This window comes from bacterium SCSIO 12827, assembly GCA_024397995.1.
In the GTDB taxonomy this organism is placed as follows: domain Bacteria; phylum Pseudomonadota; class Alphaproteobacteria; order Rhodospirillales; family Casp-alpha2; genus UBA1479.
The window spans coordinates 377,412-392,180 of record CP073746.1; the positions used below are offsets into that span (position 1 = coordinate 377,412).

At 62.2% G+C, this 14,769-nt stretch carries 11 protein-coding genes and 1 tRNA gene; 8 read left to right on the top strand and 4 right to left on the bottom strand.

Annotation, left to right across the window (positions count from 1 at the left end):
* Window positions 1-161 precede the first annotated feature (161 nt).
* Window positions 162-235 (top strand) — tRNA-Gly (locus KFF05_01790).
* 368 nt (window positions 236-603) lie between these two features.
* On the opposite strand, the gene fghA is transcribed toward KFF05_01790, so the two are convergent.
* From fghA to KFF05_01810, 4 genes are all read right to left on the bottom strand, one after another.
* Window positions 604-1,458 carry an S-formylglutathione hydrolase gene (gene fghA, locus KFF05_01795; protein UTW52141.1) on the bottom strand — a complete coding sequence of 285 codons (855 nt, stop codon included), beginning with the start codon at window positions 1,456-1,458 and terminating at the stop codon, window positions 604-606.
* 61 nt (window positions 1,459-1,519) lie between these two features.
* Window positions 1,520-1,987 carry a MaoC family dehydratase gene (locus tag KFF05_01800; protein ID UTW52142.1) on the bottom strand — a complete coding sequence of 156 codons (468 nt, stop codon included), beginning with the start codon at window positions 1,985-1,987 and terminating at the stop codon, window positions 1,520-1,522.
* A 126-nt stretch (window positions 1,988-2,113) separates the two neighbouring features.
* Window positions 2,114-2,752 carry a tetratricopeptide repeat protein gene (locus KFF05_01805; GenBank protein UTW52143.1) on the bottom strand — a complete coding sequence of 213 codons (639 nt, stop codon included), beginning with the start codon at window positions 2,750-2,752 and terminating at the stop codon, window positions 2,114-2,116.
* The gene (locus tag KFF05_01810) at window positions 2,749-3,858 is read right to left on the bottom strand and encodes an S-(hydroxymethyl)glutathione dehydrogenase/class III alcohol dehydrogenase (GenBank protein UTW52144.1); all 1,110 of its coding nucleotides are present in this window, start codon (window positions 3,856-3,858) and stop codon (window positions 2,749-2,751) included. The genes KFF05_01805 and KFF05_01810 overlap by 4 nt, the downstream gene beginning before the upstream one ends.
* Window positions 3,859-4,544: 686 nt before the next feature.
* Here KFF05_01810 and KFF05_01815 point away from each other — a divergent pair.
* From KFF05_01815 to KFF05_01845, 7 genes are all read left to right on the top strand, one after another.
* On the top strand, window positions 4,545-7,892 hold the full coding sequence (locus tag KFF05_01815; GenBank protein ID UTW52145.1) for a cadherin-like domain-containing protein: 3,348 nt from the start codon (window positions 4,545-4,547) through the stop codon (window positions 7,890-7,892).
* A gap of 167 nt (window positions 7,893-8,059) precedes the next feature.
* Window positions 8,060-8,914 (top strand): phytanoyl-CoA dioxygenase family protein, encoded by an 855-nt coding sequence (locus tag KFF05_01820; protein UTW52146.1) that lies wholly within the window; start codon window positions 8,060-8,062, stop codon window positions 8,912-8,914.
* A 106-nt stretch (window positions 8,915-9,020) separates the two neighbouring features.
* Window positions 9,021-10,259 carry a CoA transferase gene (locus tag KFF05_01825; protein UTW52147.1) on the top strand — a complete coding sequence of 413 codons (1,239 nt, stop codon included), beginning with the start codon at window positions 9,021-9,023 and terminating at the stop codon, window positions 10,257-10,259.
* Between the two features lie 18 nt (window positions 10,260-10,277).
* The gene (locus KFF05_01830) at window positions 10,278-11,480 is read left to right on the top strand and encodes an acyl-CoA dehydrogenase family protein (protein ID UTW52148.1); all 1,203 of its coding nucleotides are present in this window, start codon (window positions 10,278-10,280) and stop codon (window positions 11,478-11,480) included.
* A gap of 97 nt (window positions 11,481-11,577) precedes the next feature.
* Complete coding sequence (gene msrB, locus KFF05_01835) at window positions 11,578-12,048, top strand: peptide-methionine (R)-S-oxide reductase MsrB (protein ID UTW52149.1); 471 nt, start codon at window positions 11,578-11,580, stop codon at window positions 12,046-12,048.
* 36 nt (window positions 12,049-12,084) lie between these two features.
* A complete protein-coding gene (locus tag KFF05_01840; protein ID UTW52150.1) occupies window positions 12,085-13,269 on the top strand; it encodes a GNAT family N-acetyltransferase/peptidase C39 family protein in 1,185 nt (394 codons plus the stop codon).
* Window positions 13,269-14,753, top strand: coding sequence for a RimK family protein (locus KFF05_01845; protein UTW52151.1), 1,485 nt, complete (start codon window positions 13,269-13,271; stop codon window positions 14,751-14,753). The genes KFF05_01840 and KFF05_01845 overlap by 1 nt, the downstream gene beginning before the upstream one ends.
* The last annotated feature ends 16 nt before the right edge of the window (window positions 14,754-14,769 follow it).

Genomic DNA, 14,769 nt, shown 5'->3' on the forward strand with positions numbered 1-14,769 from the left:
AAAGCTGTAACCGAACCGCCGGTATCCCGACCATAAACATTTTTGTGAGCGTGCCGTGTGTGCGGTCTTGAATCGCCGGCCATCGGGCCCGCTTGCGTCCAACAAAGCAATGACCTATAGACTGCGCCTAGGGTCAGCGCGCAACGGCCGCGTTCCCGAATGCGGGTGTAGCTCAATGGTAGAGCTTTTGCTTCCCAAGCAAGTGACGAGGGTTCGATTCCCTTCACCCGCTCCAATTCCCCCGGAAAATCCCTGTTTTCAGTCCTAATTCCGCCGCTGCCCCCGCGACAAGCGGATGTTTGGCGCCGATCGCGACCTATTACCTATGGTCATATGACTTAAGGTCATCTTGTTTTTGTATACGGGAATGATAATTTTTGATCTTGGCGCTTGTGGATTTCGCTGCTGGGACAACAGCTTAGGCGCAGAGATAAAATCTTCGCGCCGTCCACGAGTAAGCCATTGCCAGTGACCGGGCCCACCGTTCGGTCCACCGGCTTCCCTCCTCCCTGAAACTCGGGCCGGTCCCTTTGGGCGGGCCTTCTTCTTTTCTGCATCCGGGGTTGAATCCGGGGCCGGTGATCTGCCGTGCCGGGTCTGCGGCTATTTATTCAACGCCTTGGCGTGATGGGCGATGTGATCGGCCATGAAGGTCGCGATGAAGAAGTAGGAATGGTCGTAGCCGTCCTGCAGGCGCAGCGTGCAGGGCTGGTCCACGGCGGCGCAGGCGTCGGCGAACACCTGCGGCTTCAACTGGGCGTCCAGGAACGGATCGTCGGTGCCTTGGTCGATCAGGATGTCACCGGCGAAGAAATGGCCGGATTTGACCAGTTCGGTCGCGTCGTATTCCTGCCATCGCTCCTTGTCGCCGCCAAGATAACCGGCAAAGGCCTTCTCGCCCCACGGCACGACGGACGGCGCCACGATGGGGGCAAAGGCCGACAGCGACGTATAGGTTCGCCGTTCGCGCAATGCGATGACCAACGCGCCATGGCCACCCATGGAATGACCGAAAATGCCCTGGCGGTCGCGGTCGCCGCCGCCGATGCCGTTGAACACGACGTCGGGCAGTTCCTCGGTCACGTAGCTGTACATGTTGTAGTGCTGAGACCACGGATCGCGGGTCGCGTTCACGTAGAACCCGGCGCCCGATCCGAAATCGTAATCGTCATGTTCGCCGGGCAGGTCGGTGCCGCGCGGGCTGGTGTCGGGGGCAATGACCATCAGGCCGTGTTCGGCGGCGTGCTTCTGGAACCCGGATTTGACGGTAAAGTTCTCTTCCGTGCAGGTCAGGCCCGACAGCCACCACAATACCGGCACCGGCCCCTCGGCCGTGCCCTCGACAACGGCCGGTGGCGTGTAGACCGCGAACCGCATGGGACAGGCGCAGATGTCGGAACGGTGTTCCCAGACCGTCTGCAGCCCGCCAAACGACTTGTTTTCAGATATCTTTTCCATGATCCGGATGATGGCTTGCGCGGCGAAAAAATTCAAACGCCGTATCGGCGCAAGGGGAGAATCAGATGCGCCGGTCGTCGCCGGCCGGGTGGCGGGCGAAGATATGGTTGGCGACATAGGTCATCACCGTGTCGCCCTTGTGGGTGACGACGGCGTATTTGATCTTGGTATAGCCGCGGTCGGGTTTCGAATCGGATGCGCGGGATTCAAGCACTTCGGCCTCGACATGTAGGGTGTCGCCCGGGCGCACCGGCAAAAGCCAGCGGATTTCGTCCAGTCCCGGCGATCCCATGGAACATTCGTTCATGATGTTTTCCTGGAACCACAGGCGGAAGGCGACCAGCAGGGTCTGAAATCCGGAGCCGATGATGCCGCCGAACTGGCTCGCGCTGGCGGCTTCGGCGTCGACATGGAAGGGCTGGGGATCCCATTGCCAGGCGAATTCCATAATCTGGGCCTCGGTCAGGGTCATGCCGCGGGTGTGGAACTTGCGGCCGGGCATGAAATCCTCGAAGTAGAGCGCGTCCATTGTCGGTTTCTTCCGTTCTTCAGGTTGGTCGGATAATCGATTGCCAGCGGTTTAGCGGAATCCAAGACGCAAGGAAAGCCATGGATTGATACCGGCGAAGGGGGGAACTCGTCCGGTGGGCGGTTGTCAGTCTTCCTGCCAGACCGGCAGGGGGGGCGTGCTGTCCTCGGTATTCGCATCGTCCGTCAGAAGACCGTAGGCCTTCAACTGGCGGGCGACGCTGGGAAAGGTTTCAAGCCCCTTGGGCATGCGGGCTTGCGACGCCGTGAAATCGACCAGCGCCAGATTGCGTTCGCGGCGTGCTTCCCGCAGCAGGCCGCGGGTGAACCAGCCGCGCCAATCTTCGGGCGCGAGTTCGACCGCCCGGTCGCAGTCGCTGAGGGCCCCCGGCAGATCGCCTTTCAGGGTCAGGGTCCGGCAGCGCACGCGCAGTGCCTTGACGTTTTTCGGCCAAAAGGCGACCGCCTGGGTGAAATCGGCGAGGGCGAGTTCGGGGCGTTGGGTTCGGACTAGGGCGCGGCCGCGGAAGTAATAGGCGTCGGACAGCCGTTCAGGCTCCAATGCGTGGGCCCGGATCGCCTCCGTCAGATGCACGATGGCACGGGGATAGTCCCGAGCCTTCATGAAATGCAGGCCGTAGGCAAGCTGCTTCGGCCCGTCTGCCGCGGTACCGGCATCCGCATCGGTGGCGGTCGCCGGGCCCGCCATTAGGCCGACGGCCAGACAGCCGGCCAGACAGCCGGCAGCAATCAGGCGGCGCGTCAAAAAGTGACGACGCTTCGGATGCTCTTGCCTTCGTGCATGAGGTCGAAGCCCTTGTTGATGTCTTCCAACGGCATGACGTGGGTGATCAGATCGTCGATGTTGATCTTGCCGTCCATGTACCAGTCGACGATTTTCGGAACGTCCGTGCGTCCGCGCGCCCCGCCGAAGGCGGTGCCGCGCCACGACCGGCCAGTGACCAACTGGAACGGGCGGGTCGAAATTTCCTGACCGGCACCGGCGACGCCGATGATGATGCTTTCGCCCCAGCCCTTGTGGCAGCATTCGAGCGCCTGGCGCATGACGGTGGTGTTGCCGATGCATTCGAAGGAATAATCGGCCCCACCCTTGGTCAGTTCAACCAGATGGTTGACCAGGTCGTCGCCATGGTCCTTGGGATTGACGAAATGGGTCATGCCGAACTTGCGGGCCAGTTCCTCGCGCGCCGGGTTCAGATCGACGCCGACGATCATGTCCGCGCCGACCAGTTTGGCGCCCTGCAGCACGTTCAGCCCGATACCGCCCAACCCGAACACGACCACGTTTGATCCCGGTTCCACCTGGGCCGTGTTGATAACGGCGCCGATGCCCGTGGTCACGCCACAGCCGATGTAGCAGACCTTATCGAAGGGGGCGTCTTCGCGAATCTTGGCCAGGGCGATTTCCGGCACCACGGTGAAGTTGGAAAAGGTCGAGGTGCCCATGTAGTGGAACACGTCCTCGCCGTTCAGCTTGAACCGCGAAGTGCCGTCGGGCATCAGACCCTGGCCCTGGGTCGAGCGAATCGCCTGGCACAGGTTGGTCTTGGGGTTCAGGCAGTATTCGCACTGTCGGCATTCGGGCGTGTAGAGGGGGATAACATGATCGCCCTTCTTCAGGGACGAGACGCCGGGGCCGACATCGACCACCACGCCGGCACCCTCATGGCCCAGGATGGCCGGGAAAATACCTTCCGGATCGGCGCCCGACAGGGTGAATTCGTCCGTGTGGCAGATGCCCGTGGCCTTGATTTCGACCAGGCATTCGCCCTCCTTGGGGCCGTCCAATTCGACGGTTTCGATAGAAAGGGGGGAGCCGGCCTCGAGGGCGACGGCGGCGCGGGTCTGCATTTCTGAACTCCCTTCGGTTTCGTTTCTTAAAACGTTTTTGTGTCTCGTTGGACGCCAGACTAGGCGTTTTTAAGCTTAAAGAAAATTAAGTTTGATTCAGAAATCGTTAATGACTCCTCCCTAATGTTGGCCTTGGGACGACTTGACTTTAAGTGCAGGAGGCTATGGCAGGAGAAGCTGCCATGCCTGCAAACCTCAAGAACTGGAGGTGCGACGATGCAGCGCATTCACGCTTCAGCAAAAGCGACATCACTCACCGTGACCGGCATCATCCTCGGCTTCGCGGTAGCGACCGCCGTCATTGCCTCTGCCGCTTTTGGCTGAGCCTTTCCCATTACGTTTGCCCTAATACCCCGCAGAAGAGGCCCGGCGGCCACTCCCCAACTCCCCAACCTTCCCCCCCAGCCGCCGGGCCTTTCCCTAACGACCGATTAAGGTCACTCTGCTTAAGGCCTCCGGGTTCCCCACCCGGAGGCCTTTTGCCGTACCCGATTGATTTCTAAGCAGTCAACTTGCTGTCAGCATCGGCTGTTAGTATCCGCCGCAAATCATGTTGAGCACCTAACAAGGGTGCCTTGAGGGAAAACTGAAAATCAACGCGGCGGCGCCTCTGCGTCGGGCGCATCCCTGCATGAAGACCGAAATCGAGCACCCCCATGTTTTTTATGAAACTTATCGCAGCCTTTTTGGCGAGATTCTCTCCGCCGGCCACCAATCACGGAGGCCGTGGCGATGACGTCATCACGGGCGGCGACGGCCGCGACAAGATTTATGGCCGTGATGGGGACGATACGCTCGACGGCGCCGGCGGCGACGACAAAATCTATGGTGGCAACGGCAACGACGTGATCAAGGGCGGGTCCGGCAATGACCATGTCCATGGCGACCGTGGCGACGACATCGTGTCTGGCGGGGCGGGCAACGATCATGTCGATGGCGGTAGCGGCGATGACGTGCTGTCCGGTGGCGCCGGCAATGACCATATCGACGGCGGCAGCGGCAACGACGACATCAATGGCGGCGACGGACGCGATTTGGTGCATGCCGGCAGCGGCAATGATGTGGTCAACGGCGGCAGCGGCGACGACCACCTGCACGGTGACAGCGGCAACGACGTCGTCAACGGCGGCGACGGACGGGATTTCGTCGATGGCGACCGTGGCGACGATATCGTGTCAGGCGGTGCCGGCAGTGACCACGTGAAGGGTGGCAAGGGCGACGACACCGCCGTCTACGTGATGGGCGACAACGCCGGAAGCCGCGACACCTACGAAGGCGGCAAGGGCGTGGACACCCTGCGCCTGGACCTGACCCAGGCCGAATGGTTGCGCGCCGATGTGCAGCAGGATATCCGGGATTATCTGGAATTCATCGACGACCACACGGGCCGCCGGGGCGAAGCCGACGGCAAGTGGTTCACGTTCTCGGCCTTCGGTCTGAAGGCCAAGCAATTCGAAAATCTGAAGGTCGTTGTCGACGGGGTTGAAATTGATCCCAAGGACCAAGGCGTGATCGCCAACGACGATGCCTTCGTGACGGCGGGCGAGGATATTGCGGTGTCCGGCTCGGTCCTGGACAACGACCTGGTGCCCGATCTGGTGGCATCGGTCACGCTGATCAGCGGTCCGGCCCAGGGCAGCCTGACCTTCAACGCCGATGGCACTTTCACCTATGATCCGGGCAATGCCTTCAACCATCTGGGTGATGGCGAAACGGCCGTCGAAACATTTACCTACCGCGTTACCGACGCGGATGGTGACGCCGACGAAGGCCTGGTCACCATCACCATCACCGGCACCAACGACGGCCCCGTGGCCGCCGCCGACGTAATCGCGGGTGGTGTCGAGGATACGGCCCTGGTGATTTCCGCAGGCGATCTTTTAGCCAACGACACGGATGCGGATGCCAATGATGTGTTGAGCATCGGCGCCGTCGGCACGCCCCAAGGCGGCACGGTCGCGCTGAACGCCAACGGCGATGTGGTGTTCACGCCCGCCCCGAACTATTCCGGACCGGCCAGCTTTTCCTATACCGTGGTTGACGGCGCAGGTGCACAGTCCACTGCCACCGTTACCTTCGAGATCGAGGCCACCGCCGACCAGCCCGTTCTGACGGTTCAGGACGTGACCGGCCAGGCGGGCCAGCCCGTGGCGCTCGACATTGCCGCGGCCCTGACCGACACGGATGGCTCGGAAGTTCTCAGCCTGACCTTGTCCGGTCTGCCGGCAGGCAGCCTGCTTTCCGCCGGCACAGCCAACGCCAACGGCACCTTTACCCTGGCGCCCGGCGATCTGGTCGGCCTGACGCTGACCCCGCCCTCGGGCGTGTCCGGCAACGTCGCGGTTCAGGTCACGGCGACCGCCACGGAACAATCCAATGGCGCCAGTGCGGCCGTCTCCACGGCCTTCATCCTGACCCTGCCGATGGCCAATCAGGCGCCCGACGACATCGCGCTCGACAACAGCCATGTGCTGGAAAACGAAAAGGGCTGGGTTGTCGGTTCCCTGACCGTCAGCGATCCCGACGCGGGCGACAGCCATGTCCTGGCGGTCAGCGACGCGCGGTTTGAGATCGTCGCGGGGCAGTTGAAGCTGAAAGACGGCATCGCACTTGATTTCGAGGCGACCCCTTCGGTGTCCGTCGACGTCACAGCGATGGACGCGGGCGGGCTCAGCCGTACGGAAACCTTTGTCATCACGGTCGATGACGTGCCCGACACGGCGACCCAGGGAAGCGATCTGCTGATCGGTTCGTCCGGCGACGACGTCATCAACGGCCTTGGCGGCGACGATACGATTTATGGGCTCGGCGGCAATGACCAGCTGATCGGCGGCGCCGGCGACGACTCTCTTTACGGCGGTGCCGGCAATGACGAATTGATCGGCGGCACGGGGGACAACGTCCTCGACGGTGGCGACGGCGACGACATCCTGCGCGGCGGCAACGGCAACAACACGGTGCTGGCCGGTGCGGGTAACGACGAAGTCTTCCTGGGCGACGGCGACAACTACGTCGACGGCGGTGACGGCGACGACACCGTCGAAGCCGGGGAATTCGGCAACGGCGATAACGAACTGATCGGCGGCGCCGGGGACGACGACCTTTCCGCGGGCGACGGCGACAACCGCGTGTTCGCAGGCATCGGCAACGACATCGTCGACTTGGGCGACGGCGACAATTACGTCGAAGGCGGCGACGGCGACGACGAAATTCTGGTCGGCGATGGCGACAACGTGATCCATGGCGGCGCCGGGGACGACCTGATCGACGGGCTGAACGGCGACAACACGATCTATGGTGATGACGGCGACGATCTTGTCATTGTCGATGACGGCGACAACCGCATCTTCGGTGGGGCCGGCAATGACGATCTGGATGCCGGCGACGGCGACAATTACATCGAAGGCGGTGACGGCGACGACATCATCATCGTCGGCGACGGCGATAACGAAATCTACGGCGGCGCCGGGGATGACGATATCGAAACCGGGTACGGCGAAAACTATATCGACGCCGGTGACGGCGACGATTTCGTAACCCTGGACGACGGCGGCGCCATCGTGTTCGGCGGTGCCGGCGACGACGATATCTGGGCCTATGGCGGCGACAACGTGATCGACGCCGGAGACGGCGACGACATCGTGGAAACAGGCGACGGCGACGACACCATCACCGGCGGCCTGGGCCAGGACATTCTGATCGGCGGCGAAGGCCGGGACGTGTTCATCTACCGCTCGGCCGATGAATCCGGCGCCGGGGCGGCCCTGCGCGACGTGATCGAGGACTTTGACGCCGGTACCGCCGGGGATTCCGTCGATATTCTCGATTTCTCAAGCTTCGTGACCGGAGTGTTCGCCTTCCTGGGTGACGAGACCAATGCCTTCGACGGCGGCGGCAACACCCAGGCGCGGTTCAACGACCAGACCAAGATTCTGGAAATTGATGCCGACGGTGACGCCCAGGTCGACATGGAAATCGAACTGACGGACACCGACGGTGCGGCCCTGGACGACAGCGACTTCAACGTCACCTGATCTGCAGTTTTCCTTGTATTAGGATTTCTTGGGCGCTTGTTAAGCAAATCTCGCTTGCGACACAGGTGCGGTTGGGGCCCAATTGCGGCCTGGGACTGGCCGGAACAGGCCCGTCCGCGTAGAATTCCGGAAAACCGGAACATCCGCACGATCCTAGGGAGGAATCCATGCCGAAACTGTTGTCGGAACAACAGGTTAATCAGTTTCAAGAGGGCGGCTACGTCGCCCCCGTCCCCATCATGTCGGCAGACGAGGCGTTGTCCTATCGCCGTCGCTTCGAAGCCTATGAAGAGGCTCAGGGCGGCTGGTACGAACTGTCCAAGGGGCAAAAGCTATACCTGCTGCAGACCTGGGCGGCGGAACTGGTATCCCATCCGAAAATTCTCGATGCCGTCGAAGACGTGCTCGGCCCCGATATCCTGGCCTGGGGTTGCTCGCTGTTCGTGAAGGACGCGCACGATCCTGGCTTCGTGTCCTGGCATCAGGACGCGACCTATTGGGGGCTGTCCAAGCCCGACGTGCTGACTGCCTGGGTTGCCCTGTCCCCGGCGACGGTCGAAGCCGGTTGCATGAAGGTCGTGCCCGGCAGCCACAAATGGAGTCAGGTCGCCCACCGCGATACCCTGGACAAGCACAACCTTCTGACCCGGGGGCAGGAACTGGCGGTCGAGGTCAACGAGGACGAAGCGGCCTACATGCCGCTCAACCCCGGCGAGGTGTCGCTGCATCATGTGTTGATCGCCCATGCCTCAACCCCCAACACCACGGACGACCGGCGCATCGGCTTTGCCATCCGCTACATTCGTCCCGACGTGTCACAGGTCAATGCCGACAAGGATTGCGCCTGGTTGGTGCGTGGGCAGGACAATCACGGCAACTTCATCCATGAAACCCCGCCCGACGCGGACATGGACGAAGCGGCGTTGGCCGAATACGCGCGCATCATGAAGCTGCGCCAGAGCATCCTGTACAAGGGTGTTCAAGGCAAACCGGCCCATACGGACCTGACTGCCGCAGGGTAATCGCTGGTTTAGCGTTTCATTTTGCCGACACGGTCTTTGCCTGTGCAGATCGGGGGTGTAGCATGCGTCACCTACAGTCCCCGCCTGCATCCCAACGGAAACATCCATGACCGAATCCACCACTCGACCCGCCGGCCCTTTGGCGGGAATTCGCATCCTCGACATGACCCGCATCCTGGCGGGCCCGACCTGCGCCCAGCTGCTGGGCGATCTGGGCGCTGACGTGATCAAGATCGAACGCCCCGGCGTCGGTGACGACACGCGCAGTTGGGGGCCGCCGTTCCTGACGGCCGAAGACGGCGGCGATTTGGATGAAAGCGCCTATTACCTGGCGGTCAATCGCAACAAGCGTTCGGTCACGGTCGATTTCTCGCGGCCCGAGGGCGTGGCCCTGATCAAGCGGCTTCTGAAACATTGCGACGTGATGGCCCATAACCTGAAGGTCGGCGGGCTGGAGAAATTCGGCCTCGGCTATGCGGACCTGAAGGATGAGTTTCCGGGCTTGGTCTACTGCCATATCTCCGGCTTCGGCGAGACGGGACCCTATGCCAAGCGGCCGGGCTATGACGCTCTGGCCCAGGCCATGGGCGGGATCATGTCCCTGACCGGCAGCCCGGATGGGGAGCCCGTGCGCGTTGGCGTTGGCATTTCCGACATCATGTGCGGCATGTATGCCTCGACCGCGATCCTGGCCGCGCTGCGCCACCGCGACAAGACAGGCCAGGGCCAGAACATCGACCTTGGCTTGCTTGATACCACGGTCGCCTGGGCATCGAACGAGGCGTTGAACTATTTCACCTCGGGCCAGTTGCCCAAGCGGCGGGGCAACCAGCACGCCAACATTGTGCCCTATCAGGTGTTCCCGACCAAGGACGGCTATTTCTATCTGGCCGCCGGCAATGACGGCCAATATTCCCGGTTCTGTGAATTCGCAGGCGTACCCGAACTGGCGACCGATCCGCGCTACGATACCAATCCGAAGCGCTTGGTTAACCGGGACGAACTGGTCGCCAAGCTGGAACAGGTCACCCCGAACAAGACCACCCAGGAATGGATCGAGGGCCTGGAACAGCGCAACGTGCCCGCCGCCCCGGTCTACAATCTGGAACAGACCTTCAGCGATCCGCAGATCAAGCATCGCGAGATGAAGATCGAGATGGAGCAGCCCTTGGCGAAAGACGGCAAGGTTGCCCTTTTGGGCAACCCCATCAAGTTGTCGGAAACACCCGTCAGCTACCGCCGCCCACCGCCGACCTTGGGCCAGCATACGGACGAAGTTCTGGCCGAGCTTCTGGACCTGAGCGACGAAGACCGCGCCAAGCTGCGCGGCGACGGGCTGATTTAACAAAGGGGGGATTTCACCATGTTCGACCTGACCGACGCCCAGAAAGACCTGCGTGACAAGGCCCGCCGACTGGCCGAAGGGCCCATCGCCGAGCGCGCCGCCGAGGTCGATCGTACCGAGGAATACCCCTGGGACAACGTGGCGTTGCTGAAGGACGCCGGGTTCATGGGCATGACCATCCCCGAAGCCTACGGCGGGCAGGGCCGGTCGTTCCTGGATGCCGTGCTGGTGGTCGAGGAAATGGCCAAGCACTGCGGTGTCACCGGACGCATCGTGGTCGAAGCCAACATGGGGGCGATTTCCTCTGTCATGCGCTATGGCTCCGAGGAACAGAAAAAACTTTGCGCTGAACATGTGCTGGCCGGTGACAAACCCGCCATCTGCATCACCGAACCCAACGCCGGCAGCGCCGCCACCGATATGACGACCCGCGCCGACAAGGTCGGGGACAAATACATCATCAACGGCACCAAGCACTGGATCACCGGCGGCGGCGTGTCCAAGGTTCACCTGATCTTCGCCCGCGTGTTCGAAAACGGCGAGGAACAGGGCATCGGCGGTTTCCTGGCCATCCGCAACGAACATCCGGGACTGGTCATCGGCACCCGCGAACCGGCCATGGGCCTGCGCGGCATCCCGGAATGCCAGGTTCACTTCAAGGACCTGGAAGTCCATGAATCCATGGCCTTGATCCCGCCCCAGGGCATCCGCCGGGGCTTCGCCGGCCTGATGACGGCCTATAACTCGCAGCGTGTGGGGGCCGGCACGGTGGCGCTGGGCATCGCCCAGGGCGCCTATGAAAAGGCTTTGGCTTACGCTCAGGAACGCGAACAGTTCGGCCGCCCCATCGCCGAATTCCAGGGCCTGCAATGGATGCTGGTCGACATGTCGACCCAGATCACGGCGGCGCAGACGCTGATCTATCGTGCCGCGGCCAGCGCGGAGACGGACCAGTCCGGCTTCCCCGACATGACGCTGGCCGCCCAGGCCAAGATCTTCACCTCGGAAATGGCCATCAAGGTGACGTCCGAGGCGCTCCAGGTGTTCGGCGCCATGGGCTATTCCCGCAACCTGCCCATGGAACGCATGTACCGTGACGCCCGCATGTTCACCATCGGCGGCGGCACAGCCCAGGTTCTGCGCAACATGGTGGCGACCCAGATTTTGGGCCGCAAACTGCCGCAGACCCGCGACGGCTATCAGAAGCTGGCGGAAAAATAGGGCCGCCACCTTCCGGTAAACTTCCCGCGAGGGCCCTCGTCAGAGGCTTCCGGCGTCCTATATGATCGGGGACGCTCTCAATAAGTGGAAACGTAAGATGACCGGCAAGATCGAAAAGTCCGACGCCGAATGGCGTCAGCAACTGACCGACGAACAGTACAAGGTGACCCGCCTGAAGGGGACGGAACGCGCCTTTACCGGCAAGTACCATGACGAGAAGGCGCCCGGCACTTATGTCTGCATCTGCTGTGGCGAGCCCCTGTTTTCCTCCGACACCAAGTTCGACAGCGGCACCGGCTGGCCCAGCTATTACCAGCCGGTGAGCAAGGACGCCGTGGTCGAGCACGAGGACGTCAGCTTCTTCATGCGCCGGGTCGAGGTCGTCTGCGCGAAATGCGACGCCCATCTGGGCCATGTGTTTCCGGACGGGCCGGAGCCCACGGGCCAGCGCTATTGCATCAACTCGGCGTCCCTGGCCCTGAAGCCCAAGGAATGGCCCCCGCGTCCCCCTGGTTTCGAGGGGCTGCCGCGCGTGGATCGCATGGCGAGAATCGATGACGGCTTATAGCCAAAAGCCGACTTTTGGAGTACCTGTTCGGGCGTAATGTCGTGTGCGGAATGCCGCCGGCCCGGGCCCGGCCCTCCGCTGATTGATACGCCCCTTGAAAGTCGTGCAGGTTCCGCCGTGATCCGCAACGCCACCTTGGAAGATGTTCCGGTCCTCGCGGATCTGGAACGGCAATGCTTCGACACCGACCGGCTGTCGCCGCGCAACTTCCGCTATCTGCTGATGCATGGTAACGCGTCCCTCATCGTCGACGAGGACGCGGGCGCCATCACCGGCTACAGTCTGGTTCTGTTCCACCGCAACACATCGATGGCGCGCCTCTATTCCTTCGCGGTTCTGCCCGACCGCCGGCGCGGCGGCATCGCACGGGCATTGCTTGTGGAATCGGAAAAGATCGCCGTGGAAAACGCCTTCGTCACCATGCGGCTGGAGGTGCGCAAGGACAACGCCCGTGCCCATGCCTTTTACGAAAAGGCCGGCTACCGCGCCTTTTCAACCTACCCCGACTATTACGAAGACCATGTCGACGCAGTGCGCATGGAAAAGGCCCTGGCCCCGCATCTGTCGGCCGAGGACGCGCCCGTCCCCTATTACGCCCAGACCCTGGAATTCACCTGCGGCCCGGCCTGCCTGATGATGGCCATGAAGGCCCAGGAACCGGACCTGGAACTGGACCGTTCGTTCGAACTGCGCCTGTGGCGCGAGGCAACGACCATCTTCATGACCTCCGGCCACGGCGGCTGCGGGCCCTTCGGCCTGGCGCTGTCGGCCTGGAAACGGGGCTTCGCCGTCAGCCTGTTCGTCAGCAAGGAACAGGCCCTGTTCGCCGACGGCGTGCGCAACGAGGAAAAGAAGGAAGTCATCCGCCTGGTGCAGGCCGATTTCCTGGAAGAGATCGGCAAAACCGATATTCAGCTCACTTACGCGCCGCCGCAGTTGTCGGACTTGCGCGAGAAGTTCAACGCCGGGTACTTCCCGATCGTTCTGGTCAGCGCCTACCGCCTGACGGGCTACAAGGCACCCCATTGGATGGCCATCACAGGCTTTGACGATCGCTTCGTTTATGTCCACGAACCTTACGTCGATACGGACGAGGGCGAGAGCGAAACGGTCTGTTTCGGGATTCCCATCCGTCTTGGCGAGTTCGACCGCATGATGCGCTACGGCGGGTCAAAGCAATATGCGGTGGTTGTCATCGGCCCGAAAAAGAGGAGTGCCTGATGGCCCGCAGCGTAATTGTCGTCGACCGGCTGTCCGATTGGCGCTGGAATCAGGAAGGCCTGAACATCCAGACGGTCGATGCCTTCATCGCGGAAAAGCGTACGCCGAACAAACGGCCCCTGCGCGTGATCAACCTGTGCCGCCGGTACAAGTATCTGTCGGCCGGATATTATTGTTCATTGCTGTCGGAATCCCGCGGCGACCTGCCCATGCCGACGGTGGTCGACATCATCGATTTGGACAAGCGGGGATCCTACGCCTACGCGGTCCCCGATCTGGAACGCATCCTGCACGCGACGATGAAGCGGCTGGCCAGCCCGCCCACGACCGGGTTCGCACTGCATGTGTTTTTCGGACGACCCGACGATGCGCGGTTCCGCCGGCTCGCCGCCGAAGTCTTCGATGCTTTCCGTTATCCGGTCCTGGAAATCCAGATCGTGCGTGACAAGCGCTGGCGGATTCAGGCGATCCATCCGCTCGGCATTAACAAGATCAACGCCGACTTGGAGGCCGTCTTCGAAGATGCGCTGCGCACCTATGTCCGCGTGCCCGCGTCGCAGCGCAAAAGCCGCCCGTCGGCGCTTTACGAACTCGCCGTTCTGGTCGATCCCAACGAGCGGCTGGCCCCGTCTGACGAGGTGGCGCTGAAGCGTCTGGCCAAGGCCGGGGCGGACCAGCGGGTCGAGGTCGAATTCATCACCGCCAAGGACATCCAGCGCATCCCCGAATTCGACGCCCTGTTCATTCGCGAGACGACGGCTCTGAACCACCATACCTTCCGCTTTTCCCGCAAGGCCGAGGTCGAAGGCATTCCGGTGATCGACGATCCGCGCTCGATCCTGCGTTGCACCAACAAGGTCTATTTGTCGGAAGCATTGAAGGCGGCCAACGTGCCGACGCCGCGCACGGAATTGCTCAACCGTTCGACCTTCAACGACAAGCGGCTGGCCGAAATCGAAGCTATGATGGGCTATCCGGTGGTCTTGAAAATTCCCGACGGCGCTTTTTCCCGCGGAGTCGAAAAGGCCGAAAACCGGGAGGATTTCCTGCGCCATGCGGAAGGCCTGTTTGAACGCTCCCGCGTGATCCTGGCCCAGGAATACATGTACACACCCTATGATTGGCGGATCGGCCTGATCGGCGGAGAGCCCCTGTTCGCCTGTCAGTACTTCATGTCGCGCTCGCACTGGCAGATTTACCGCCATGTCGACAGCCAAAAATCCGTCTCCGGCGCGTGGGAAACCATGCCGATCGACGCAGCCCCCCCCGTGGTGGTCGAAACGGCGCGCCGCGCCGCCGCCCTGATCGGCGACGGGCTCTACGGCGTGGACCTGAAGGAAACGGAAGCCGGCGTGTTCGTGATCGAAGTCAACGACAATCCCAACATCGACGGCGGGGTCGAGGACAAGATCCTGAAGGGGGCCCTTTACGAGCGCGTGATCCAGGAATTCACCCGCCGCATCGACAAAGCCAGAAGCGGTTGATGAAATGGCCGACGGG